The sequence below is a fragment of the Sphaerotilus uruguayifluvii genome (genome assembly GCF_013294065.1).
Lineage (GTDB): Bacteria > Pseudomonadota > Gammaproteobacteria > Burkholderiales > Burkholderiaceae_C > Sphaerotilus > Sphaerotilus uruguayifluvii.
The window spans coordinates 77,925-101,869 of sequence record NZ_JABSNM010000001.1 but is presented as its reverse complement, the minus strand read 5'-3'; the positions used below and the strand labels follow the sequence as shown (position 1 = coordinate 101,869).

The window sequence follows — 23,945 nt, the reverse complement described above, 5'->3', positions numbered from 1 at the left end:
GCGAGATTGTGCGCGGCCCGGCGTGGGTTCATCGCGTCGCGCTGATCGCGATCCCCCGGAACTGCCCGGCCTGCGCGCCGCCGGCCGGCCTGGGGTGGCGCGCCGGGTCGAGCCGGTGCAGCAGCTCGGCCTCCTGCGCCAGGGCGGTTTCCTGGTGGCGCTGGCGCACATGGCCGTAGCCGCGGATCGTCGCCGGCACCGCGGCGATCTGCTGCGCCAGCCGGCGCCTGGCCGGCGCGGCGTCCTGGCGCAGCGCCTCGATCAGTTCGTCCACCCGCGCCTCGTAGGCGGCGAGCAGCACGCGCTCGCCCCGGCGCTCGGCGCTGTGGCCGAAGGGGTCGAACCAGCGGCCGCGCCAGGCTCGGCCGTGCGCCAGCAGCCGCAGCAGCGGCTGCATCCAGCGTGCGTCGAAGCGGCGCTTTTTCGTGCCCAGCCACGGCGGTGCCAGATGGAACTCCAGCCGCCAGTCGCCCTCGTACTGCGCCTTCAGGCTGTCGAGGAAGGCCGGATCGCTCAGCAGCCGCGCGACCTCGTATTCGTCCTTCACGCTCATCAGGCGCAGCAGCTGGGTGGCGACGGTGCGCGTCAGCGCCAGGTCGGCGGGAGCGTCGCTGCCGGGCGAGGGCAGGGCGGCCTCGAAGGCGCGCACCTGCTCGACGCGCTCGCGCCAGCGTGCGGCCCATGCGGCGTCCTGGTAGGCGCTCAGGTGTGCGGTGCCGCGGGCGAGCAGCGCATCGAGCGTCTCGGCGGCCGCTCCGGCGGACGCCAGCGCCGCGGTGGCCGTGTCCAGCAGCGCGCGGCAGCCCTCGGCGTCGCCCGCGGCCAGCCGGCCCAGCGCGAAGGCCGCCCGGTTGGCCTCGACCGCGACGCCGTTGAGCTCGATCGCGCGCTCCAGCGCCGCCAGGCCCACCGGCACCAGCCCGCGCTGCCAGGCAAAGCCCAGCGCGACGATGTTGGAGACGATCGTGTCGCCCAGGAAGGCCTCGGCGAGCTGCTGCGCGTCGAGCGTGTCGAGCCGGTCGGCGCCGGCGGCCCGCTCCAGGCGCAGGCACAGGTCGGCCACCGGCACCTGCGCGTCGGGCTGGTGCATCGAGGCGGCGACCGGCGTCTCATGCCGGTTGGCCACCACGCGGGTGCGGCCGTGGCGCAGCGTCTGCAGCGCCTCGGGCGAGGCGCCGACCACCAGATCGCAGGCCAGCAGCGCGTCGGCCTGCTGCGCGTCGATGCGCACCGGGTGCAGCAGCTCGGGCCGGTCGGCCAGGCGCACGAAGCTCAGCACCGCACCGCCCTTCTGCGCGAAGCCCATGAAGTCGAGCACGCTGGCCGCGCGGCCCTCCAGATGCGCCGCCATCGCGATCAGCATGCCCACGGTGATGACGCCGGTGCCGCCCACCCCGGTGACCAGCAGGTCCCAGGGCGCCTCGTCCAGCGTGTCGGGCCGCGCGGGCGCGGGCAGCGCCTCGACCCGGCGGCGGAAGTCGCTGCCCGCGCCGGTGGCGCCGGTCAGCGCGCCGCTGCGTCGCCGGGGCGTGGCGCCCACCAGGCCGACGAAGCTCGGGCAGAAGCCCTTGGCGCAGGATTCGTCGAGGTTGCAGGCCGAGGCGTCGATGCGGCGCTTGCGGCCCATCGGCGTGTCGATCGGCTGCACCGCGACGCAGTTGGACTGCGCGCTGCAGTCGCCGCAGCCCTCGCAGACGCCGGGGTGGATGTGCAGCCGCCGCGCCGGCGTGTCCATCGCCCCCTTGCGGCGCCGGCGGCGCTTCTCGGCCGCGCAGGTCTGCTCGTAGATCAGCACCGTCACGCCCTTCGTGGCGCGCAGCTCGCGCTGCACCGCGTCGAGCGCGTCGCGGTCGTGGAAGGTGGTGCCGGCGGGAAAGCGCTCGCGCTGGCCGTCGTACCGGCCGATGTCGTCGCTGAGCAGCGCGATGCGCACCACGCCCTCGGCCTCGACCTGACGGGCGATGCGGTCCGGGCTGGTGACGCCGTCGACCGGCTGGCCGCCGGTCATCGCCACCGCGTCGTTGAACAGGATCTTGTAGGTCAGCGTCGCTTTCGCCGCCACCGCCTGGCGGATCGCGAGATAGCCGGAGTGGTAGTAGGTGCCGTCGCCGAGGTTCTGGAAGACATGCGGCTCGCGGGTGAACATCGCGTGCGAGACCCAGTCGACGCCTTCGCCGCCCATCTGGATCAGGCCCTCGGTGTCGCGGTCCATCCAGCTCGCCATGAAGTGGCAGCCGATGCCGGCCTGCGCCCGCGAGCCCTCGGGTACCTTGGTCGAGAGGTTGTGCGGGCAGCCGGCGCAGAACCACGGCGCGCGCCGCGGTGCCTCGGGGGCGCCGGCGGGCAGGCGCGGCACGGTGAAGTCGACGACGAGGGCGCGGCGGTCCAGCCGCGCGTCATGCGCCGCCAGCCAGGCCGCGACCGGCTCGATCAGCCGGGAGGGGCGCAGCTCGCCCAGCTCGCTCAGCAGCGGCGCGCCGCTGCGGTCACGCTTGCCGATCAGCGCCGGCCGGGCGTCGGCGGGCGCGGCGTAGAGCAGCTCGCGCAGCTGCTCCTCGACGATCGGCGCCTTCTCCTCGACGACCAGGATCTCGCGCAGGCCCTGCGCGAAGGCGCGCAGCCGCGTGGGCTCGACCGGCCAGCTCAGGCCCACCTTGTAGAGCCGCACGCCGGCCGCGGCGAGCTGCGCCGGCGACAGCTCGAGCCGGCGCAGCACCTCCATCAGATCCGCATGTGCCTTGCCGACGGTGACGATGCCGACCGTGGCCTGCGCCGACTCGATCACCATGCGGTCGACCGGATTGACGCGCGCGAAGGCGCGCACCGCGTCGAGCTTGGCGTGCAGGCGCTGCTCGATCGCCAGCGAGGGCAGGTCGGGCCAGCGGTAGTGCAGGCCGTCGGCCGGCGGCACGAAGCCGGTCTGCGCGCGCACCGCCTCGGCGGCCTGCCAGCGCGCCGCGGCGCGGGCGATGGCGTCCAGATCGACGGTGGCGCTGCTCTCGACCACCTCGGAGAGCGCCGTCATCCCGACCCAGGCGCCCGAGAAGCGCGACAGCGCCCAGCCGTGCAGGCCGAACTCGATCAGCTCGGCGAGGTTGGCGGGCGACAGCACCGGCATCCGCCAGGCCTGGAAGACGCGGTCGCTCTGGTGCGGCATCGACGAGGACACGCAGCCGTGGTCGTCGCCGGCCACGACCAGCACGCCGCCATGCGGCGAGGCGCCGTAGGCATTGCCGTGGTGCAGCGCGTCGCCGGCGCGGTCCACGCCGGGCCCCTTGCCGTACCAGAGCGCGAACACGCCGTCGACCTCGCGCTGCTGATCGGCCTCGACGCGCTGCGTGCCCAGCACCGCGGTGGCGGCCAGCTCCTCGTTGATGGCAGGCAGGAAGCGCACGCCGGCCGCGTCATAGGCCGCCTTCGCCTTCCAGACCTGCTGGTCCACCTGGCCGAGCGGCGAGCCGCGGTAGCCGCTGACGAAGCCACCCGTGCCCAGGCCGGCGGCGGCGTCGAGCGCGCGCTGCATCAGTGGCAGCCGCACCAGCGCCTGCGTGCCGCTGAGCAGCACCGTGCCGCCGCGCGCCAGCAGCGCGTCCTCCAGCCGGACCTCGGGGCGCAGCAGCGCGTGCGCGGGCAAAGGGGCGTTCATCGCAGGTCTCCGGTTCTTGTCCTGATGCCGGATGACTCTAGGGATCGATGCCGGTAGCGTCGTTCTTTCGTTTCGCGCAGGATCGCCAATTCGAGAACAGGCATTCCGATTGCTGCGGAGAGCGATGAATGGACAGTCCGGATCACCCTGACAGGCTGGATCGGCGCGACGCGCTGATCCTCAACGAGCTGCAGCGCGACTCGCGCCAGTCGGTGGCGCAGATCGCCGAGCGGGTCGGCATGTCCTCGACCTCGTGCTGGAAGCGGCTGCGCGAGCTGGAGGCGCGCGGCGTGGTCACCGGCTACACCGTCACGGTCGACCGCGAGAAGGCGGGGCTGTCGCTGTGCGTGATCGCCGAGGTGAATCTGGCGCCGCACACCGAGGAGACGGTGCAGCGCTTCGAGCGCGCGGTGGCCGCCTGCCCGCAGATCGTCAGCGGCTACAGCACCACCGGCCAGAGCGACTATGTGCTGCGGGTGCTGGTGTCGGACATCAAGACCTACGAGCGCTTCCTGCACGACACCATGTTCCGCCTGCCCGGCGTGACCCATGTGCGCTCGAGCGTGGTGCTGCGCGAGATCAAGGCGCAGGCGCGGCTGCCGGTCGAGGTGCCGGCGGCTTGAGTGCCCGGCCGCCGATCACGCCGGTGGCCAGCCCGGTGCCCAGCAGCACCACGGCGCCGCCGGCCAGCATCGACGCGGTGACCGGCTCGCCCAGGAAGAGGGCGCCCCACAGCGTGCCGAACACCGGCACCAGGAAGGTCACCGTGACCGCCCGGCCGGCGCCCACGTTGGCGATCAGCCGGAAGAACAGCAGATAGGCCAGCGCCGAGCAGGCCACGCCCAGCACCAGCACGGCCAGCCAGGGGCCGAGGCCGGGCAGGTGGTCCGGCCAGCTCCACAGCGCCGGCGGCAGCAGCACCAGCGCCGACACGATCTGCGTGCCCGCGGCATTGACCAGCGCCGGCACGCCCTGCAGGTGGCGGCGGGTGTGGTTGGCCGCGAAGCCGTAGCAGACGGTGGCCAGCAGCATCGCCACGATCGCCCAGCCCGAGCCGCCGGGGCGGAAATCGGCCTTGTCGGCCGCCAGCAGCGCCACGCCGGCCAGGCCCAGCACCAGCCCGAACGCACGGCGCGGCTCCAGTCGGTCGCCGAGCCAGAGCGCGCCGATCACTGCGGTGAAGACCGGCGTCATCGCGTTCATGATCGACGCCAGGCCGGCGGTGATCGACAGCGTGGCCCAGGCGATCAGCAGGAAGGGCAGGCCGGAGTTGAACAGGCCCATCACCGCCACGGCGCCGGCGCGCTCGCGCAGCGCGCCGAGCTGCCCCTTCATCAGCAGCAGCGGCAGCAGGCAGACGATGGCCAGCGCCACGCGCAGCCAGATCAGCGGCACCACGCCGAAATGCGGCACCGCATAGCGCATGAACAGGAAGGAGCCGCCCCAGAGCGCGGCCAGCAAGGTCAGGTCGAGCAGGTCGCGCGGCTTCATCCGGGCACGCCCGGCTCGTGGCGGCTGGCCTCGGCCAGCAGCGAGCGGGCGCGCTCCTCGTGCTGCTCGATCTCCTCGAGCGTGACCCGGATGTCCTCGAGCTGCTGCGTGAGCTGGTCGCGGTGGGTCTGCAGGATGGCGAGAAAGGCGGTGAGCTGCTGCACCGTGTCCGAGGGCGACTCGTACATGTCCACCAGCTGGCGGATCTCCTGCAGGCTCAGGCCCAGGCGCTTGCCGCGCAGCGTGAGCTTCAGCCGGGTGCGGTCGCGCACCGAGTAGACGCGGTTGCGGCCGTCGCGCGCCGGGTCCAGCAGGCCCATGTCCTCGTAGAAGCGGATCGCGCGCGGGGTGATGTCGAACTCGGCGGCCAGCTCGCTGATGGTGTAAGTCGCCGGCGCGACATCTCGGGCGGGGGAGGTCATGGATACACTGCCGTTGACGTTAACGTAAGTCATAGTCTAGCCCGGAGTTCTCCATGGCCAATCCGCTGGAACATCAGCTCTCCTATCCCTTCGGCGACCAGCTGCCGGCCACCGGCACGACGCTGGAGATCGCGCCGGGCGTGCGCTGGGTGCGCATGGGCCTGCCCTTCGCGCTGGACCACATCAACCTGTGGCTGCTGCGCGACCGCGAGGCCGGTCCCGACGGCCGCGAGGGCTGGGCGGTGGTCGACTGCGGCATCACCAGCGACGTGACCCGCCAGGCCTGGGAGCAGATCTTCGCCGAGGGGCTCGACGGCCTGCCGGTGCTGCGGGTCATCGTCACCCACATGCACCCGGACCACATCGGCCTGGCGCACTGGATCACCGAGCGCTGGAGCACGCCCGAGCAGCCCTGCCGGCTGTGGATCAGCGCCACCGACTGGAACGCCGCGCGCACCGCCTCGCGCCAGACCACCGGCTTCGGCGGCGAGGCGGCGGCGGCCTTCTTCGGCAGCCACGGCCTGGTCGATCCGGTCGCGCAGAAGAAGGTGCGCGAGCGCGGCAACTACTACGGCAGCATGGTGCCGGAGGTGCCGGGCCAGTTCCGCCGGCTGATGGACGGCCAGGCGCTGCGCATCGGCGAGCATGTCTGGACCTGCCACGCCGGCCACGGCCACTCGCCCGAGCACATCAGCCTGCACTGCGAGGCGCTGGGCCTGCTGATCTCCGGCGACATGGTGCTGCCGCGCATCTCGACGAATGTCAGCGTGATCGACCTGGAGCCCGAGGCCGATCCGCTGCCGCTCTACCTGGCCTCGCTGGAGCGCATGCGCCGGCTGCCGGCGCAGACGCTGGTGCTGCCCTCGCACGGCAAGCCCTTCCGCGGCCTGCACGAGCGCATCGCGCAGCTGCAGCAGCACCACGAGGCGAGGCTGGCCGACGTGCTGCGCGCCTGCGCGCAGGCGCCGTGCTCGGCCTCCGACATCCTGCCGGTGCTGTTCCAGCGTGCGCTCGACCTGCACCAGACCACCTTCGCGATGGGCGAGGCGATCGCGCATCTGCATGCGCTGTGGCTGTCGGGCGACCTGCGCCGGCTGCGCGGCGCCGACGGCGTCTGGCGCTTCGTGCCGGCCTGATCAGGCCTTGCGGCGAGCGGGGGCGGCGGGCGTCGCGCCGGCCTTGGCCACCGCGGCCTGCACGCCGACGCGCTCGACCATCTCGCGCGCGAACTCGATGAAGGCGACCGAGCCCTTGGCGGTCGGATCGAAGATCACGCCGGGCAGGCCGTAGCTCGGCGCCTCGGCCAGGCGCACGTTGCGCGGGATGATGGTCTTGAAGACCTTGTCGCCGAAGTGCGCCTGCAGCTGCTCGCTGACCTGCTGCTGCAGCGTCATGCGCGGGTCGAACATCACCCGCAGCAGGCCGATCAGGTGCAGCTCGCGGTTCAGGTTGGCGTGGACCTGCTTGATCGAGTTGACCAGGTCCGACAGGCCTTCCAGCGCGAAGTACTCGCACTGCATCGGCACGATCACGCCGTGCGCGCAGGTCAGGCCGTTGAGGGTCAGCAGGCTCAGCGAGGGCGGGCAGTCGATCAGGATGAAGTCGTAGTCGTCCTGGATCTCGGCCAGCGCGAGCTTGAGCCGGCGGTCGCGCTGATCGATCTCGACCAGCTCGACCTCGGCGCCGGCGAGCTCGCGGTTGGCGCCGAGCACGTCGTAGCCGACCCGTTCGACATGCTGGATCGCGTCGGCGGCAGGCGCCGCGCCGATCAGCACGTCATAGACGGTCGCTTCGAGCGCGCGCTTGTCCAGGCCCGAGCCCATCGTGGTGTTGCCCTGCGGGTCGAGGTCGACCACCAGCACGCGCTGGCCGATCCGGACCAGACCGGCGGCCAGATTGACGGTGGTGGTCGTCTTGCCGACGCCACCTTTCTGGTTCGCGATGCAGAAGATGCGTGCCATGGGTCGTGGAAAGGGGAGGGGGTGTTTCTCTTGGCGGCTCAGCTGCGCAGCAGGCGCAGGCCGAAGCCGATCATGCACAGGCCGGCGAGGCGCTGCAAGGCCAGTCCGACGCGCGCGTGCGCGCGCACCTGCGCGGCGATGCGCTCGGCGAAGGTGCACAGCGTCAGGCACCAGACGGCGGTGATCAGCGCGATCGTCAGCGCCATCGCCGCGTAGGTCGGCAGGCCCTGGTGGCGGGCCGGATCGATGAAGAGCGGGAAGAAGGCCATGTAGAACACGATGGCCTTCGGGTTCAGCACGGTGATCAGCAGCGCCTGGCGCAGGTAGCGGCCGGGCGTGATCTCGACCGGGCTGGCGCTTTCGCCCGCGCGGGCTCGCAGCAGCTTCCAGCCGATCCAGCCGAGGTAGCCGGCGCCGGCCCAGCGGATCGCTTCGAACCAGGCCGGATGCGCCGCCAGCACCGCTGCCACGCCGGCCACCGCCAGCCACAGCAGGATCTGGTCGCCGAGGATCAGGCCGAGGGTGGCGGCCGCGCCGGCGCGCAGTCCGCCCCGGGAGGTCGCGCCCAGCAGCGCGAAGGTGCCCGGCCCCGGCAGCGCCAGGAAGACGACGATGGCGGCGCAGAAGGCCCAGAAGTCGGCGATGCCGTGCATGGCGAGGCTCGGCCGCTCAGCGCGGCCGCATCCAGACGATGCAGCGCTCGGCGCCGAGGCCCGGCACCGTCAGCGGCTCGATCGCGAAGACCTCGATGTCCGCCGGCAGCGCGGCGATCTCGTCGGCCGGATGCTGGCCCTTCATCGCCATCCAGACGCCGCCCTCGGCCAGCAGCGGCCGGGTGAGCGCGACGATGTCGGGCAGCGAGGCGAAGGCGCGTGCGGTGATGACCGGCCAGCGCTGCGTCGTGATCGTCTCGACGCGCGCGTGCAGCGCCTGCAGGTTGGGCAGGCGCAGCTCGGCGGCGACCTGGCGCACGAAGGTCGCCTTCTTCTGCACCGCGTCGACGCAGGTCACCTTCAGCGCCGCATCGGTGGCCGCCAGCACCACGCCGGGCAGGCCGCCGCCGCTGCCGACGTCCAGCAGCGTGTCCGCGCCGGCCGCCTGCGCGCGGTGGCGCTGCAGCGGCGCGACCACCGCCAGGCTGTCGAGCAGGTGGTGGGTCAGCATCTGCGCCGGGTCGCGCAGCGCGGTCAGGTTGTAGACCTTGTTCCAGCGCGCCATCAGGTCCAGGTAGCCGAGCAGGCAATCGGCCTGGGCCTCGTCGAGCGTGCAGCCGAGCGCCTCGGCGCCGCGCAGCAGTTCAGGTCGCAGTTCAGGCCGCATCGACATCGCCAGCTCCTTGGGGGGTGAAGCCGCGGAAGCGGTTCTTCTTCAGATGGACCAGCAGCAGCGAGATGGCTGCCGGCGTGACGCCGGAGATGCGCGAGGCCTGGCCCAGCGTTTCCGGGCGATGGCGGTCGAGCTTCTGGCGGACCTCGAAGGACAGCGCGGTGACCTGGGCATAGTCCAGCTCGGGCGGCAGCTTCAGGTGCTCGTACTGGCTGGCGCGCTGCACCTCGTCGTTCTGCTTGTCGATGTAGCCGGCGTACTTGGTGGCGATCTCGACCTGCTCGATCACCGCGTCGGCCAGCGTCGCACCGAGCTGGGTCCGCAGCGTTTCACGTGAAATCATCAATTCGGGGGCGGGCGTCGTGCGGTGGCGCTCGGTGGCCTGCATCAGCGCCGACAGCGTGTCGTGCGTGATGCCGGGGCGGCGCAGCAGGTCGGCCAGGCTGTATTCGCGCTCGATCGCCTTGCCCAGCAGCGGCTCGGCCTCCTCGGCCGGCAGGATGGCCGGGAAGACCCAGGTCGACTTCAGCCGCTCGCTCTCGCGGGCGATGGCGTCGCGCTTGCGGTTGAAGGCGTCCCAGCGGACGTCGTCGATCAGGCCGATGGCACGGCCCAGCTCGGTCAGGCGCAGGTCGGCGTTGTCCTCGCGCAGCTGCAGCCGGAACTCGGCGCGGCTGGTGAACATGCGGTAGGGCTCGGTCACGCCCTTGGTGATCAGGTCGTCGACCATCACGCCCAGATAGGCCTGGTCGCGGCGCAGCGTGAAGGGGCCCTGCTCGCGCACCTGCAGCGCGGCGTTGACGCCGGCGAACAGGCCCTGCGCGGCGGCTTCCTCGTAGCCGGTGGTGCCGTTGATCTGGCCGGCGAAATAGAGGCCGCGGATCGCCTTCGTCTCGAAGGTCGACTGCAGCTCGCGCGGGTCGAAGTAGTCGTACTCGATCGCGTAGCCGGGGCGGGTGATGTAGGCGTTCTCCAGGCCCGGCATCGAACGGATGGCCGCCAGCTGCACGTCGAAGGGCAGCGAGGTCGAGACGCCGTTCGGATAGAACTCGGTCGTCGTCAGGCTCTCGGGCTCCAGGAAGATCTGGTGCGAGTCCTTGTCGGCGAAGCGGTTGATCTTGTCCTCGATCGACGGGCAGTAGCGCGGGCCCACGCCTTCGATCACGCCGGTGAACATCGGGCTGCGGTCGAAGCCGCTGCGCAGGATCTCGTGCGTGCGCAGGTTGGTGTGCGTGATCCAGCACGGCACCTGGCGCGGATGCTGGTCGGCCGAGCCGAGGAAGCTGAACACCGGCACCGGGTCGAGGTCGCCGGGCTGCTCCTCGCACTTCGAGAAGTCGATCGAGCGGCCGTCGATGCGCGGCGGCGTGCCGGTCTTGAGCCGGCCCTGCGGCAGCTTCAGCTCCTTCAGCCGGCTTGAGAGGCTCACCGCCGGCGGGTCGCCCGCGCGGCCGGCCGGGTGGTTCTGCAGGCCGACATGCACCTTGCCGTCCAGGAAGGTGCCGGCGGTCAGCACGACCGCCCGCGCCTTGAAGCGGATGCCGATCTGCGTGACCGCACCGACGACGCGCGCGCCCTCGCCATCGCCCTCGACCATCAGGTCGTCGACCGCCTGCTGGAAGATCGACAGGTTGGGCTGGTTCTCCAGCTGGCGGCGGATCGCGGCCTTGTAGAGGATGCGGTCGGCCTGCGCGCGGGTGGCGCGCACGGCCGGGCCCTTGCTCGAGTTGAGGATGCGGAACTGGATGCCGCCCTCGTCGGTGGCCAGCGCCATCGCGCCGCCGAGCGCGTCGACCTCCTTGACCAGATGACCCTTGCCGATCCCGCCGATCGACGGATTGCAGCTCATCTGGCCGAGGGTCTCGATGTTGTGGGTCAGCAGCAGCGTGGCGCAGCCCATGCGGGCTGCGGCCAGTGCCGCCTCGGTGCCGGCGTGGCCGCCGCCGACGACGATGACGTCAAATTCCTGGGGGTAGAGCATCACGGGCTCCCTGAGATGGGGCCCGCGCGGGGCGCGCGGACAAACCTTCTATTCTAGGTTTGACCGCGTTCCGCGTCAGCATCAAGGGCGGGTGGAATCGGGGCTGCGCATCGGATGGCGCGCCAGCTCGGTGATCGCCTCGGGCACCTGGCGGCTCAGCGTGTCGCGGCCTTCCGGCGAGCCGACCAGCTCCTGCTGCTGCGGCGTCAGCGTTTCCGGATCGGTGCCGAGCAGCACGATCGGCGTCAGCGCATCGGCCAGCTCGGCGTCGTCGAAGACGCGGTTCCAGTAGTCCGGCGCCATCGCGGTGCCTTGCAGGAAGCCGATGCACCACAGCTCGGCGTCGACGATTTCCTGGATCTCCTCGCTGTCCTCGGCCTCGACCTCGGCGATGCCGAACAGCGGCTCCAGGCCGTCCGGATCGGCGCGCAGCTGGCGGTCGATCGACGCGAGATGGCGCAGCACCGACTGCGCGACCTTCTTCGTCTGCTTGCCGCTGCCGAAGGGCGCCTTCTCCGGATCGTCGCTGCCCCAGACCCGCGGGATCCAGACATTGGCGTCGGGCAGCGCGGGCGCCAGCAGCAGCGCGGTCAGGTAGCCGTCGAGGCTTTCCATGTCGGTGATCGCGTCGTCCGCGGTGATGCACGACAGCAGCTCGTCGAGCTCGTCCATGTCCTCCTCGGTCAGCGCGGGATTGTCGATGGCGGGGTTGTACTGGGGCAGTTTCACGTGGAACGACTCCGGCTGTCACGTGGAAAGATGGGCGGCGGCGACCTTCCGCCCGGAAGGGACGCCGCGCAGGGACGGGTCGCAGTGTGGCACGATCAGGCCACCATGGAATGCCGTTCCCGCTGCGCCGCCTGCTGCATCGCGCCCTCGATCTCCAGTCCGATTCCCGGCATGCCGCAAGGCAAGCCCGCAGGCGTGCCCTGCGTGCAGCTCGACGAGGAACTGCGCTGCCGCCTGTTCGGGCGGCCGGAGCGTCCGGCCGTCTGCGGCGGCCTGCAGCCGAGCGAGGACATGTGCGGCGACAGCCGCGAGCAGGCGCTGCGCTGGCTGGGGCATCTGGAGGACCAGACCTGTCCGCCGCCCGGGCGTCGCGCAGCGGACTGACGCGGGCTGGAGCGGCCCTCATGCTTGTCCGGTCCGAACCGAGGAGACACGCGATGAGACTGCACACCACCCGCCGCGCGCCCAATCCGCGCCGCGTCCACATGTTCCTGGCCGAGAAGGGGCTGGAGATCGAGACGGTCGAGGTCGCGCTCGACGGCGTCGCCAATCGCGCGGGCGAGCTGCTGGCGCGCAGCCCCTTCGGCCGCGTGCCGGTGCTCGAGCTCGACGACGGCCGCTGCCTCGGCGAGACGCGCGCGATCTGCGCCTGGATCGAGGGCCGTCACCCCGAGCCGAACCTGATGGGCGTCGACGCCGACGAACGCGCCTTCATCGAGATGCACGACCGCCGCGCCGAGTTCCACCTGCTGCTGCCGATCGCGAACTGGATCCGCCACGGTCACCCGGGCCTGGCGCCGCTGGAGCAGCCGCAGTTCCCGGACTTCGCCGCCTCGCAGGCCGGCAAGCTGAACGAGTTCGCCGCAGTCTTCGATGCCGCGCTGGCCACCCGCCCGTGGTGGGCCGGCGACCGCTTCAGCATCGCCGACATCACCGCCTTCTGCGCGGTGGAGTTCGCGCGCGGGCTGATGCGCTGGCAGCCGGGCGAGCAGGGGCTGCCGAACCTGCAGGCCTGGCGCGACCGGGTCGCCGCACGGCCGAGCGCCAGGGCAGGCATGTGAGACGCCGAGCCGCGCCGGCAGGCCCGGCCGCCGAAACCGATGCGGCAGTTGCCGCGGACGTCAGTCGTTCGTCGTCCACGAACGCAGGAAGGCGGTCACCGAGCTGACGCCCGCGACCTGCTTCGCGGCCAGCATGGCCTCGTTGATGTCGTCGGTGTTGTGCACCCAGCCGGTCAGGTGCACGCGTCCGCCGGGCTGGACCTCGACGGTGATCTCGGGCTTGACCAGATGACTGTCCTGCAGCAGCGCAGTCTGCACTCGGCCGGCCAGTGCGGCCTCGTCGGCCGACGGTGCGGCGTGGGCGGCGTGGGCGGCGGGCAGGGCCAGTGCGCTGGTCAGGGCGATGGCGGACAGGGTCTTCAGCAGAGCGGTCGTGTTCATTCTGGACTCCAAGCAGGGTTCCTGGTGGATCCGCCAGCGACCTGCCGGAAGACGGTCAGGTCGGGGAGCGGAATGGATGTCTCAGCGTCGAGATGCCTGTTGGTGTGGACCTCCCGCCACGATGTTCCGCAGCTTTACGCAGGTTTGCGTGGGCTGCACAAAAAGATTCAGCATGCTGAATGAGCGACTGGCGCAGCGGCCTGCTGCTGTCGCCGCCAGCGCGCCGGCGAGATGCCGAGCCGCTGCGAGAAGACGTGCGTCAGTGCCGCGGCCGAGCTGTAGCCGACGCGCGCGGCGACCTCCGCCACGCCCAGGCCCTGGCGCAGTGCCAGTCGGGCGCAGCGCAGCCGCCAGTCGATCAGGTAGTCGCCTGGCGGCAGGCCGACGGTGTCGGTGAAGCGTGCGGCCAGCGCGGTGCGAGACAGGCCGGCCTGCTGCGCCAGCGTGGCCAGCGTCCAGGGCTGCTGCGGCGAGCGATGGATGGCGTCGAGCACCGATGCCAGCGCCGGATCGGCCAGGCCGGCCAGCAGGCCGGCGCGTGTGCCGCGCGCCAGCTCGACCCGGTGGCGCAGCCACTGCAGCAGCAGCACCTCGACCAGCCTCGGCATGACCGCCGCATGCGCGCTGCCCCCCGCCTCGAACTCCGCGACGATCAGGGCCAGCGTCGCCGCCATCGGTGCGGGCAGGTCGCGCCGCGCCAGCACCAGCCGTGCCGGCAGCGCGTCGACCAGCGGCGTCAGCTCCGGCGGGCCGAGATCGACCTCGGCATCCAGCACCGTCGCCCCCTGTTCGCTCATCGGCGTCAGGCGCTGCCGGCCCGGGCCAGGCAGCCAGATCAGTGCCGGCTGCAGCCACTGTTCGCGCGGCAGCCGCTCGCGGTCTGTGCCCTCGCCCTCGATCTGCAGCGGACCGCGCAGCAGCAGGTGCAGCCGTCCCCGGTACGGCGGCGCCTGGCGCATCGGCAGCGAGATCGCACCGCGGGCGAGCGGCAGAGGCTGGGTCGGGCCGGCTTGCAGCGGAAATCGGGCCAGCAGGGCGTCGAGGCAGTCGTTCATCGGCAGTTTTCAGGCAGGACAGGGATCATGCCAGACAAAGAAAACGCCGAATTATTGATGATTCGTCCGGGCAGACTGAATCGTTGTTTATCGGTTACGTTCTGCTCTTCTGATTTAGTAACTATATGTATCAATCCCTGCCTGACCCGAGGCCTCATGCGTCTGGCCGATGGCCGCGCTGGCGCTCGAAGTCCAGCAGCGCTCGCTTGCGTTCCAGGCCGCCGGCATAGCCGGTCAGCGCACCGTCGCGGCCGACCAGACGGTGGCAGGGAACGATCAGCGACAGCGGGTTGCGACCGGTGGCGGCGCCGACCGCCCGGGCGGCCGCCGGGCGGCCCAGCGCAGCCGCCAGTTCACCGTAAGTCCTTGTCGTGCCGAAAGGAATTTCGGCAAGAGCACGCCAGACCTGCTGCTGGAAGGCGCTGCCCTGCGGCGCGATCGGCAGCGAGAAGTGCTGCCGCCGCCCGCCATGCCAGTCGAGGATCTGGGCGGCGGCCTCGCGCAGCAGCGGGTGCCGCTCGTCGGCGATCCAGTGCGGCGCCGGGCCGTCGAAATGGCGCTGGCCGACGAACCAGGCGCCGGACAGCGCCGGCCCCTGCTCCTGCGCATCGGCCCGCATTGCAAGAATCATCTCGCCCAGAGGGGTTGACAGGCGGCAGAAAATTTCGGATGGCATGGAGATCTTCATGGTCTTCGAGGCGGGAGCGAGGCTTGTCGCCAGAGATGCTGGGCCGCGTAGCTGCGCCACGGGCGCCAGGCCTCGGCGCGGCGCCGGGCTTCGGCGGCCGGGACGTCGCCGAGCATCCGGCCCAGCACCCGGTCGCCTTCCGGCCAGGCGTCGGGCCAGTCGAGCGCGCGCATCGCGATGCAATGGGCCGTCCAGGGGCCGATGCCGGGCAGTTCCTGCAGCCGCGCGATCGTCGCGTCCGGATCGGCGCTGGGGCCGAGGTCGAGCCGTGCGCTCGCGAGCTCGTCGGCCAGCCGGATCAGCGTGGCGGCGCGCCGCCGGGGCAGACGCACCCGGCCGGCCAGGGTGTCGACGTCCAGGCCGGCCAGTGCCTCGGCCTGCGGAAACAGGCGATCCAGCCCGGGCCAGGGCGTGTCGACCGGATCGCCGAAGGCGGCGGCCAGCCGGCCGGCGAGCAGGCGTGCCGCCTCGAGGCTGACCTGCTGTTCCAGCACCGTGCGCACCGCCAGCTCGAAGCCGTCGACGCTGCCCGGGATGCGCAGCCCTGGCGCCTCGGCGGCCAGCGGACCGAGTCGCTCCGCGACGGCCTGCGGGTCGCAGCCCAGGTCGGCGAGCCGGCGCACCGCGTCGAGCACCCGGGGCAGCACCGGCAGCAGGCCGGCCGAGACCTCGAGCGCCAGCGTTCCTGCCTGCAGGTCCGGCGGGCCCAGCGCGATCCAGCCCTGCGCCGTGCCGATGCGCAGCGTGCGCAGCAGCCGGCCGTCGGCGTCGCCGGTCTCGATGCCGGGCCATGCGCGCTGCAGCAGGTTCTCGCTCAAGGCCGTCCAGTCGAAGGGCAGCCGCAGCGCCAGCGCCAGCCGCAGCGTGTCGCCGCCGCTGCCTGCGCCGCGGCGCATCCGGCCGGGGCTCAGGCCGTAGCGGCTGCGGAACAGCGCGTGAAAGCGGCGCAGGCTACCGAAGCCGGCATGCATCGCGATGTCGGTCACCGGCCAGGCGGTGTCGGCCAGCAGCCGCTTGGCCAGCAGCAGGCGCTGGGTCTGCGCATAGTCGATCGGCGAGACGCCGAAGGCCTCGCGGAACACGCGCCGCAGATGGCGTTCGCCGATGCCGAGCCGCGCGGCCAGCGCCGGCAGGCCGGCCCCCTCGCCGTCGAGCTCGCCGGCCTCGATGCGGCGGGCGGCAGCCTGCGCCAGCCGCGAGGGGGCGTCGATCGAGGCGCTGCCGGGCGCCAGCTCGGGGCGGCAGCGCAGGCAGGGGCGAAAGCCGGCCGATTCGGCCTGGGCGGCATGGCGGAAGAAGCGGCAGTTCTCCGGTCGGGGCGTGCGGACCGTGCAGACCGGCCGGCAGTAGATGCCGGTGCTCGTCACGCCGACCAGGAAGCGGCCGTCGAAGCGGGCATCACGGGCGGCCAGCGCCGCGTGGAGCACGGCCGCGTCGGCTGTGGAAAAGGACTGCATCGCATCGATTATCCACAGCCCTGGCCGGCTGTCTCGCCGTTTCCGGACCTTGAATCCGGTCAATTCACGGCGAAGTTGTCAACAAAGTTATGCACAGATTCCCGTCGTCGCCGGCATCACGATCGGCCAGCCTGGAAAAACTGTGCACAGGGCGATCCGAGCGAGACATGAGGATTCAGCAAAAAATCCAGCAAGTCATTGAAATGGAAGGAATAAATTCCACGATGCACCTATGTTGTTCACAGCTTGTCAACAGGAAAGATGATGCTTTTCCCCGTGATCCTCCCATGTCGTCAACCGCTTCCCAACAGGGGGCGGGGGAGGTGGAAAGGGCTGGAATGCTCGACTTATCCACAGATCCGGCGATGCAGCCGACGCGATCTCCACAGCGCGACGATCTCGAAGGCGCCGGCCAGCAGCGCGCCGGTCAGGATCAGCGCGGGATGGGTGAGCATGCGGATCGGCATCGGGGGGCGGGTCGGGCGCATCGTCGGTCTCCGGCAAGGGGCAAGGGGCTGTGGATAACTTGGTCTCCAGAGCGCGATCGTCGCGGCCGGCGATGTCAGGACGGTGACGGCGGTCGGCCTTGTCGCGAGGCTGTCACGTCGGCCGGCTAGCCTGAAGGGTCCGGTCGGGGAGGATCCGGGCCGGATGGGGACAAGCACAAGCACAGGCACGGAAAGAACGGCGGGGTGACGGCGACAGCGGATCAGGTCCATCGGCAGGCGGCGCGCTACGAGCTGGCGGCGCTGGCCGAGCTGGAGCAGCTGGTGCTCGAGGGCGGGCGCTGGCTGCGGATGCGGGTCGCCTGCGAGGTCGAGGTGGCCGGCCGGCGCTTTCCGGTGCCGGTGATCACGCTCGGCAGCGACGATCCGCAGGCGCCGGCGGTCGGCCTGTTCGGCGGCGTGCACGGCCTGGAGCGCATCGGTGCCGAGGTGGTGCTGGCCTATCTGCGCACGCTGGTGCGCCGTCTGCCCTGGGACCGGGTGCAGCAGCGCCAGCTCGAGTCGCTCAGGCTGGTCTTCATGCCGCTGGTCAATCCGGGCGGGCTGTGGCTGGGCACGCGCGCCAATCCGCAGGGCGTCGACCTGATGCGCAATGCGCCGCAGGATGCCGTCGGCCGGGTGCCCTTCCTGGTCGGCGGCCAGCGCCTGAGCGCGGCCCTGCCCTGGTACCGCGGCCCGGCCGGTGCGCCGATGCAGGCCGAGAGCCGGGCGCTGTGCGAGGTGGTCGAGCAGGAACTGCTCGGCCGGCCCTTCAGCCTGGCGGTGGACTGCCATTCCGGCTTCGGGCTGCATGATCGGATCTGGTTTCCGTACGCCTGCCGCCGCGAGCCGATCGGATGGCTGCCGGAGCTGCATGCGCTGAAGGCGCTGCTCGATGCCAGCCAGGTGCATCACCCCTATGTCTTCGAACCGCAGAGCCGGCTCTACCTCGCGCACGGCGACCTGTGGGACCACCTGAGCCTGGGCGCGCAGGCGCGCGACGCCCGCGCGGTCTTCCTGTCGCTGACGCTGGAGATGGGCTCGTGGCTGTGGGTGCGCAAGAACCCGCGCCAGCTCTTCTCGCGCGACGGCCTGTTCAACCCGCTGATCGCGCACCGGCAGCAGCGCGTGCTGCGCCGCCACATCGGCTGGCTGGATTTCCTGACCCGGGCGGCCAGCGGCCATGCGCTGTGGCTGCCGCAGGGCATCGAGCGCGAGCGCTGCCGTCGCGAGGCGCTGGCGCACTGGTATCCGGAACATGATGCGGAACACGATGGATCGACCCGGGCATGAGCATGAGTTCCCTTCCCGCGGCGACCGGCCGGTCTGCGTGCTGCTGCGCGGGCTGAGCCGCGACGCGCGCCACTGGGACGGCTTCGACCGCCACCTGTCCCGGGCCTGGCCCGGAGCGGCACCCCGGCTGCTGATGCCGGATCTGCCCGGCAACGGGCGTGCGCATCTGCTGACCAGCGCGAGCCGGATCGAGGCGATGGTCGAGCCGCTGCGCGAGCAGGTCGCCGAGGCCGGGCTGGCCGGGCGGCCGCTGCATCTGCTGGCGATGTCGATGGGCGCGATGGTCGCGATCGCCTGGGCGCAGGCCCATCCGCGCGAGATCGCCGGCCTGGTGCTGGTCAATACCAGCGTGCGGCCGTTCAGCCGCTTCTGGCAGCGCCTGCAGCCGCGCGCCTGGCCGGCGCTGCTGGCCAGCCAGGCCGGGCTGCTGCCTCCGGCCGAGCAGGAGGCGGCGATCCTGGCGCTGACCAGCCGCATCGCCGCCGACTCGCCGGGCGCGAAGGCGCTGCTGGCGCGCTGGACCGACTGGCAGGAGGCCTGGCCGGTGCGGCGCAGCAACGCGCTGCGCCAGCTGCTGGCGGCGGCGCGCTTTCGCGCGCCCGATCAGGCGCCGCCGGTGCCGGTGCTGCTGCTGGCCGGCGCCGGCGACCGGCTGGTCGATCCGGTCTGCAGCCGGTCGCTGGCCTCGGCCTGGCGGGTGCCGCTGCACGAGCATCCGCAGGCCGGCCACGACCTGCCGCTGGACGACCCGGCCTGGGTGGCCGCCGAGGCGGCGGCCTTCCTGGCGCGACAGCCGTCGCCGGCCGTCGCGCCCGCCGCGGCTCAGAGCCCCTTGACCGCCGCCACGCCGGTGCCAGGGAAGTCGGTGAAGACGCCGTCGACGCCGAGCTTCATGTAGTACTGCATCTCGGCCTTCGGGTCGGTGAAGCCGTAGCCGCTGGCGTCGTTGCGGAAGGTCCAGGTGTGCACCATCAGGCCCTTGGCGTGCGCCATCTCGATCACGCCGGTGCTGCCGTCGACGCGGCGGTCGTTGATGGTGATCTTGCCGTCGCCGTCGCGGTCGACCTTGTCGTTGACCGTCTTCACCAGATAGGGCTTCCACGGGCCGACCGCGTCGGCGTAGGTCTTGACGAAGTCCAGGCCGGCGCTGGTCAGCAGGTCCGAGAACAGCCGCGTGTCGCCCGACACCACGAAGTCGTAGGGCTGGCGGTAGGGCGCCACCAGCGACATCGAGCCGTCGTCGTTCACATCGTCGGCGTCGATCAGCTGCACCAGGCGGATCTTCGTCTTCGTGCGCAGGTACTGCAGGTTCGAGACCTCGAAGGACTGGATGAAGACCGGCGCGGTCGCGGTGCTGCCGTAGATCGGGTGCAGCGTGGCGAGCAGCTTGTCCTCGAAGACGTTGGCGCCGAACAGGCCCTTGTGGAAGGTCGAGTGCTTGATCTCCGGGTAGATGCCGACGCTGCGGCCGGCCTTGGCGCCCTCGGTCTGCGCCAGGTTGATGACCTCGGCCAGCGTCGGGATCTCGTACAGGCCGTCGAAGGCGGTGGAGCGGCCGGCGCGCGCCTGCTTCGCGCGCAGCGTCTTGATCTCGGCCAGCGTGAAGTCGCTGGCGAAGTAGGCGGTGGTCGAGACGCCGTCGACCAGCTTCGTGGTCTTGCGGCTGGTGTCGAACTTGGTCGCGACGTCGGTGGTGTCGTCGAGCATCGGCTCGTGGCGGGCGATCATCACGCCGTCCTTGGTCAGCACCAGGTCGGGCTCGATGAAGTCGGCGCCGCGCGCGATCGCGCGCTCGTAGGAGGCCAGCGTGTGCTCGGGCAGCTCGCCGCTGGCGCCGCGGTGGCCGATGACCAGCGGGGCCGCGCCGCTCAGGGTCTTGTAGGTCGCGGCGGCGGGCGCCGGGGCGGTGTCGTCGTCGCCGCCGCCGCAGGCCTGCAGCAGCGAGAGCGTGGCCGCGGCCACCAGGATCCGGATGCGGATGCGCATGAGAAGTCTCCGTGCGTGTCGATGTCGACGGAGATTCTGTAAAGCGGGGGTGACAGCGCGGTGAAGCGGCCGTGTCGGCCGCTCACAGCGGCAGCGGCCGGTCCGCGATGATGCTCTTCATCACCAGGGTGGACGACAGGCGCAGCACGCCCGGCAGCCTGGAAAGCTCGCGGTCGTACAGCAGCTGGAAGGCGCCGAGGTCGCGGGTCACGACATGGAGCATGAAGTCCGGGTCGCCGAACAGGCGCTCGGCGCGGATCACCGCCTGCACGCCCAGCACCGCCTCCTCGAAGGCCTGCACGCTCTCGCCGCTGGTGTCGCGCAGCGAGACGAAGACGATCGCCGAGAACTGCAGCCCGACCGCCGCCGCGTCGATCTTCGGCGCATAGCCGGTGATCACGCCGCCGGCCTCCAGCGCGCGCAGCCGGCGGTGGCAGGGCGACAGGCTCAGGCCCACCTTCTGCGCCAGGTCGGTGACGGAAATGCGCCCGTCCTGCTGCAGCTCGGCAAGAATCTTCCGGTCGATCGCGTCCATGAAGAAAATTCTACTCAGGATGCGCATCGCGGCGGGAAAGATCGGCAGCACTTTCCCGGCCGGAATTCCTACGATCCCGGGCAAGGATGAAAGGAAAAGCCACGATGTCTGCCGCTCTGCTGCTCGCGTTCTGGGCCGTGTCGATCTCGCTGGTGCTGGTGCCCGGCGCCGACTGGGCGTATGCGATCGCCGCCGGCCTGCGCGAGCGGGCCATCGCGCCGGCGATCGCCGGCATGCTGCTGGGCTATCTGGCGATCACGCTGGTGGTGGCGGCCGGGGTCGGCGCGCTGGTGACCCGGTACCCGGAGCTGCTGACGCTGATGAGCCTGGCCGGCGCGGCCTATCTGCTGTGGCTGGGCGCGCAGGTCATCCGCCATCCGGCGGTGCCCGAGGCGGGGCAGGGCGCGGCGGGGCGCGCGCAGGACTGGGTGCGGCGCGGCTTCCTGGTCAGCGGCATGAACCCGAAGGCGCTGCTGCTGATGCTGGCGCTGCTGCCGCAGTTCACCCGCGCGCAGGCGCCCTGGGCGGTGGAGCTGCAGATCGGCGCGCTGGGTCTGGTGCAGATGCTCAACTGCGCGGTGGTGTATTCGCTGGTGGCGGTGGCCTCGCGGTTGGTGCTGCGCACCCGGCCGGCGGCCGCACGCCGGGTCAGCCGCCTGTCGGGCGTGGCGATGATCGCGGTGGCGGCGCTGCTGCTGGCCGAGCAGCTGGCGCGGCACGCCTGTTTGTAGGTCCCCAGCGGGCCGCGAAGCGCGCGTGAACCGCCGAAGCAAACGGTGCTGTTCCTACAATGGGCCCTCGCCCCAGGAAAGTCCGCGATGCCCTATCAGCCGCCACAACATCTGCTCGAAGTCCTGCAGAAGATTCAATATGAAGAGGCGCTGCCTGCAGGTGATCCGCGGTATGTGGACACGCAGACGGCTCGCGGCAGCGAGCGCACGTTTTCCCGTCTGGCCCGCAAGATCGGCTGGGATCCGGCGTCCAACCAGTTCTTTCCGCCAGGGCAGAGCCATGTGCTGTTCTTCGGCCATGTCGGCAGCGGCAAGACCACCGAGCTGCGCCAGTACGCGCAGCGCCTGAACGACTCGAAGCGCTTCCGCGTCATCGAGGTCGACGCGGTGGACAAGCTGGACGTGAACAACCTGCAGTACACCGACGCGCTGATGGCGATGGCCGAGACGCTGGTGGCCCATCTGCACGCGAAGGGCTGTCGCCTGAGCGAGGCCGACCTGGCACCGCTGCAGCAGGCGATGGCGCGCATCGTGACGACACGCAGCGACGGACGCGAGCTCAGCGCCGAGATCAGGACGGTGGCCGAGGCGGGTGGCGGTCTGCCGGGCTTGCTGAAGCTGCTGGCGACCTTCACCGCCGCGGCCAAGACCAATGCCACGACCAAGACCGAATGGCGCCGCGAGATTGCCAACCATTTCACCGCGGTGGCGTCGGCCTTCAACGGGCTGATCCGGCGCGCCGAGGCCGTCCTGAAGGACGCCGGCGAGGCCGAGCGGCTGGTGTTTCTGCTCGACGGCATCGACAAGCTGCGTGGCGACGACACCCAGCGCTTCTTCGTGCAGGACGCCGAGCAGCTGCTGTCGATCCAGGCATTCGTCATCTACACCGCGCCGCTGCACCTGAAATATGGCGGTCAGCTCGCCGGCAAGCTCGATGCCGATCTGGTGCTGCCGATGATCAAGTTGCAGGAGCGCGACGGCAGCCGGTGCGAAGCGGGCTGGACGGCGCTGCATGAGCTGCTGCTGCGTCGCATCGACCGGAGCCTGTTTGCGAGCGAGGCTGAAATCCACCGCCTGATCGAGCACAGCGGCGGGCATCCGCGCGAGCTGCTGCGGCTGCTGAAGCTGTGCTGCGAATATGCCGACGACCGGATCGATGCCGCCACCGTCGAGCGGGCGCTGGCGCAGCTGGCGGCCGACTACCGCTATTTCCTGGAGCCCGAGGATTACCCGCTGCTGGTGCAGCTCGACCACGACGAGAACCACGGCGGCAACGACGAGCGCACGCGCCAGCTACTCTACCGGCTGGCGCTGCTGCAATACAACGACGGCAGCTGGCGGCGCAGCCATCCGGTGGTGCGCCGGCTGGACGGGTATGTGAAGGCCCGCCAGGCCACCGCGTCGCCGGGAACGCCGTGAACACGCCGGCCCGGCCGATCTTCGACGCCGAGCAGGCGCGGCTCGCGGCCGCGGCGCACTTGCCGTCCGAGCTGTTCGTCGAGTTCCAGCGGCTGGCCAAGGCGCTGATCCATGGTCCGGCCTTCCAGCTGCTGATGGTCGACTGCCGCGATGAACGGCTGAGGGCGCGGGTGCTGGCGTCGCTGGGGGAACTGCAGCAGCGCGCCGGCTTGCGCGGTGTCGAAGTCGTGCTGCATGAGCCGGTGGCGGGTGATGTGTCCGCGCAGGAAAGCCGTCTGATCGAGGCCGCGCGCGACCATGAGGTGATTCACCTGCTCGGCGCCAGCGTCTGGATGGACGACGCGGCGTGGCAGTCGTTCAACCTGGTGCGCGAGCGGCTGGCGGTGCAGGTGCGGGTGCGGCTGGTGTTCTGGCTGAACGAGGCGGCGATCACCCGCGTGGCGCGCCATGCCCCCGACATCTGGGCGTGGCGTGGTGGCGTCTATGCTTTTGTTGTACATGCCCCGGTTTTTGCCGAGGAGGAGATCCATAGACATTCCCTCGTCAGTGCAGAGCGTGTTCGGGCGGATTTCGATAATCGCAGCATGAAGGAGCGGTATCAGCGCATGGCCGAGATCCGTTCGCTGCTCAGTAGCACCTCGACGCTTTCGGATGATTTGCGGGCGCCGTTGCTTGAAGAGCTGGCGGGTCTCCAGGCCTCATTAGGAGAAAGTCAGCAAGTCATTGATCTTGTGGAAAGGGAAATTCTTCCCTTGGCTGATCGAATGGCTGACTCCCGGCTGATGGCTGAGGCATGGATCCATTGGGCCGATGCGAAGAATTCCCTGGGTGATCCCGATGTGGCCTTGCAGACCTGTCGCGAGAAGATTCTTCCGATTCAGGTCCGTCGATCGGACGAGCGCGAGGTCGCCATGACCCATGGCCGAATTGCAGACATCCTGCGGTCGCGCGGGCAGCTCGATGAGGCGCTGCGCCTGCTGCGGGAGGAAGTGCTGTCAGCCTTTGAGAGGCTGGGCGATGTGCGCTCGAAGGCGGTGACACAGGGCCGAATAGCGGACATCCTGCAGTCGCGCGGGCAGCTCGATGAGGCGCTGCGCATCCGGCTGGAAGAAGAGTTGCCGGTCTATGAGAGGCTGGGCGATGTGCGCTCGAAGGCGGTGACGCAGGGCCGAATAGCGGACATCCTGCAGTCGCGCGGGCAACTCGATGAGGCGCTGCGCATCCGGCTGGAAGAAGAGTTGCCGGTCTATGAGAGGCTGGGCGATGTGCGCTCGAAGGCGGTGACGCAGGGCCGAATA

General features: G+C 70.9%; 24 protein-coding genes. 9 read left to right on the top strand and 15 right to left on the bottom strand.

Translation table 11 applies throughout. From position 1 onward, the window contains the following. Positions 1-28 precede the first annotated feature (28 nt). On the bottom strand, positions 29-3,646 hold the full coding sequence (locus HNQ01_RS00455; RefSeq protein WP_173803350.1) for an indolepyruvate ferredoxin oxidoreductase family protein: 3,618 nt from the start codon (positions 3,644-3,646) through the stop codon (positions 29-31). A 128-nt stretch (positions 3,647-3,774) separates the two neighbouring features. Here HNQ01_RS00455 and HNQ01_RS00450 point away from each other — a divergent pair, with 128 nt between their 5' ends. Further along, positions 3,775-4,269: an Lrp/AsnC family transcriptional regulator gene (locus HNQ01_RS00450; RefSeq protein WP_173803349.1), complete on the top strand. Its 495-nt coding sequence runs from the start codon at positions 3,775-3,777 to the stop codon at positions 4,267-4,269. On the opposite strand, the gene HNQ01_RS00445 is transcribed toward HNQ01_RS00450, so the two are convergent. Next, positions 4,226-5,137 carry a DMT family transporter gene (locus tag HNQ01_RS00445; RefSeq protein WP_173803348.1) on the bottom strand — a complete coding sequence of 304 codons (912 nt, stop codon included), beginning with the start codon at positions 5,135-5,137 and terminating at the stop codon, positions 4,226-4,228. The genes HNQ01_RS00450 and HNQ01_RS00445 overlap by 44 nt on opposite strands. After that, entirely contained in the window at positions 5,134-5,559 is a 426-nt protein-coding gene (locus tag HNQ01_RS00440) for a MerR family transcriptional regulator (protein ID WP_173803347.1), read from the bottom strand. Before HNQ01_RS00440 ends, HNQ01_RS00445 begins: the two co-directional genes overlap by 4 nt. A gap of 53 nt (positions 5,560-5,612) precedes the next feature. On the opposite strand from HNQ01_RS00440, the gene HNQ01_RS00435 reads away from it, so the two are divergent. Beyond that, complete coding sequence (locus tag HNQ01_RS00435) at positions 5,613-6,695, top strand: MBL fold metallo-hydrolase (RefSeq protein WP_173803346.1); 1,083 nt, start codon at positions 5,613-5,615, stop codon at positions 6,693-6,695. Here the strand turns inward: HNQ01_RS00435 and HNQ01_RS00430 are convergent, their stop codons facing one another. From HNQ01_RS00430 to HNQ01_RS00410, 5 genes are all read right to left on the bottom strand, one after another. Then, complete coding sequence (locus HNQ01_RS00430) at positions 6,696-7,520, bottom strand: ParA family protein (RefSeq protein ID WP_173803345.1); 825 nt, start codon at positions 7,518-7,520, stop codon at positions 6,696-6,698. It lies immediately after the preceding gene. 38 nt (positions 7,521-7,558) lie between these two features. Then, positions 7,559-8,173 (bottom strand): LysE family translocator, encoded by a 615-nt coding sequence (locus HNQ01_RS00425; RefSeq protein WP_173803344.1) that lies wholly within the window; start codon positions 8,171-8,173, stop codon positions 7,559-7,561. 16 nt (positions 8,174-8,189) lie between these two features. Next, positions 8,190-8,840 carry a 16S rRNA (guanine(527)-N(7))-methyltransferase RsmG gene (rsmG, locus tag HNQ01_RS00420; protein WP_173803674.1) on the bottom strand — a complete coding sequence of 217 codons (651 nt, stop codon included), beginning with the start codon at positions 8,838-8,840 and terminating at the stop codon, positions 8,190-8,192. Then, complete coding sequence (gene mnmG, locus HNQ01_RS00415) at positions 8,830-10,827, bottom strand: tRNA uridine-5-carboxymethylaminomethyl(34) synthesis enzyme MnmG (protein ID WP_173803343.1); 1,998 nt, start codon at positions 10,825-10,827, stop codon at positions 8,830-8,832. The genes rsmG and mnmG overlap by 11 nt, the downstream gene beginning before the upstream one ends. Before the next feature lie 81 nt (positions 10,828-10,908). Further along, positions 10,909-11,556, bottom strand: coding sequence for a UPF0149 family protein (locus HNQ01_RS00410; RefSeq protein ID WP_173803342.1), 648 nt, complete (start codon positions 11,554-11,556; stop codon positions 10,909-10,911). 105 nt (positions 11,557-11,661) lie between these two features. Between HNQ01_RS00410 and HNQ01_RS00405 the strand changes: the two genes are divergently transcribed. Together HNQ01_RS00405 and HNQ01_RS00400 are read left to right on the top strand one after the other, a co-directional pair. Next, complete coding sequence (locus HNQ01_RS00405) at positions 11,662-11,940, top strand: YkgJ family cysteine cluster protein (RefSeq protein ID WP_173803341.1); 279 nt, start codon at positions 11,662-11,664, stop codon at positions 11,938-11,940. A 53-nt stretch (positions 11,941-11,993) separates the two neighbouring features. Next, on the top strand, positions 11,994-12,617 hold the full coding sequence (locus tag HNQ01_RS00400) for a glutathione S-transferase family protein (RefSeq protein WP_173803340.1): 624 nt from the start codon (positions 11,994-11,996) through the stop codon (positions 12,615-12,617). Positions 12,618-12,677: 60 nt separating this feature from the next. On the opposite strand, the gene HNQ01_RS00395 is transcribed toward HNQ01_RS00400, so the two are convergent. The 5 genes from HNQ01_RS00395 to HNQ01_RS00375 all read right to left on the bottom strand — a co-directional run bounded on the left by HNQ01_RS00395 (position 12,678) and on the right by HNQ01_RS00375 (position 16,686). Next, entirely contained in the window at positions 12,678-12,998 is a 321-nt protein-coding gene (locus HNQ01_RS00395) for a BON domain-containing protein (RefSeq protein WP_173803339.1), read from the bottom strand. A gap of 167 nt (positions 12,999-13,165) precedes the next feature. Then, positions 13,166-14,053 (bottom strand): helix-turn-helix transcriptional regulator, encoded by an 888-nt coding sequence (locus tag HNQ01_RS00390; RefSeq protein WP_173803338.1) that lies wholly within the window; start codon positions 14,051-14,053, stop codon positions 13,166-13,168. A gap of 154 nt (positions 14,054-14,207) precedes the next feature. After that, complete coding sequence (locus tag HNQ01_RS00385; protein ID WP_286180374.1) at positions 14,208-14,672, bottom strand: methylated-DNA--[protein]-cysteine S-methyltransferase; 465 nt, start codon at positions 14,670-14,672, stop codon at positions 14,208-14,210. A gap of 65 nt (positions 14,673-14,737) precedes the next feature. Then, positions 14,738-16,198, bottom strand: coding sequence for an Ada metal-binding domain-containing protein (locus HNQ01_RS00380; protein WP_173803337.1), 1,461 nt, complete (start codon positions 16,196-16,198; stop codon positions 14,738-14,740). Between the two features lie 347 nt (positions 16,199-16,545). Continuing rightward, positions 16,546-16,686, bottom strand: a complete 141-nt coding sequence (locus tag HNQ01_RS00375; RefSeq protein ID WP_173803336.1) for a hypothetical protein — start codon at positions 16,684-16,686, stop codon at positions 16,546-16,548. 309 nt (positions 16,687-16,995) lie between these two features. Here HNQ01_RS00375 and HNQ01_RS00370 point away from each other — a divergent pair, with 309 nt between their 5' ends. Together HNQ01_RS00370 and HNQ01_RS00365 are read left to right on the top strand one after the other, a co-directional pair. Continuing rightward, the gene (locus HNQ01_RS00370; protein ID WP_173803672.1) at positions 16,996-17,976 is read left to right on the top strand and encodes a M14 family zinc carboxypeptidase; all 981 of its coding nucleotides are present in this window, start codon (positions 16,996-16,998) and stop codon (positions 17,974-17,976) included. Continuing rightward, positions 17,957-18,874: an alpha/beta fold hydrolase gene (locus HNQ01_RS00365; protein ID WP_173803335.1), complete on the top strand. Its 918-nt coding sequence runs from the start codon at positions 17,957-17,959 to the stop codon at positions 18,872-18,874. Before HNQ01_RS00370 ends, HNQ01_RS00365 begins: the two co-directional genes overlap by 20 nt. Here HNQ01_RS00365 and HNQ01_RS00360 read toward each other — a convergent pair. Then, positions 18,799-19,962: a glycerophosphodiester phosphodiesterase gene (locus tag HNQ01_RS00360; protein WP_173803334.1), complete on the bottom strand. Its 1,164-nt coding sequence runs from the start codon at positions 19,960-19,962 to the stop codon at positions 18,799-18,801. The genes HNQ01_RS00365 and HNQ01_RS00360 overlap by 76 nt on opposite strands. An 82-nt stretch (positions 19,963-20,044) precedes the next feature. Continuing rightward, positions 20,045-20,497 carry an Lrp/AsnC family transcriptional regulator gene (locus tag HNQ01_RS00355; RefSeq protein WP_173803671.1) on the bottom strand — a complete coding sequence of 151 codons (453 nt, stop codon included), beginning with the start codon at positions 20,495-20,497 and terminating at the stop codon, positions 20,045-20,047. 104 nt (positions 20,498-20,601) lie between these two features. Between HNQ01_RS00355 and HNQ01_RS00350 the strand changes: the two genes are divergently transcribed. The 3 genes from HNQ01_RS00350 to HNQ01_RS00340 all read left to right on the top strand — a co-directional run. Further along, complete coding sequence (locus tag HNQ01_RS00350; protein ID WP_173803333.1) at positions 20,602-21,228, top strand: LysE family translocator; 627 nt, start codon at positions 20,602-20,604, stop codon at positions 21,226-21,228. A gap of 87 nt (positions 21,229-21,315) precedes the next feature. Further along, positions 21,316-22,647 carry an ATP-binding protein gene (locus HNQ01_RS00345; RefSeq protein ID WP_173803332.1) on the top strand — a complete coding sequence of 444 codons (1,332 nt, stop codon included), beginning with the start codon at positions 21,316-21,318 and terminating at the stop codon, positions 22,645-22,647. Continuing rightward, positions 22,644-23,945, top strand: a 1,302-nt coding sequence (locus HNQ01_RS00340) for a tetratricopeptide repeat protein (protein ID WP_173803331.1), incomplete at its 3' end; no start/stop codon positions are given. The genes HNQ01_RS00345 and HNQ01_RS00340, both read left to right, overlap by 4 nt.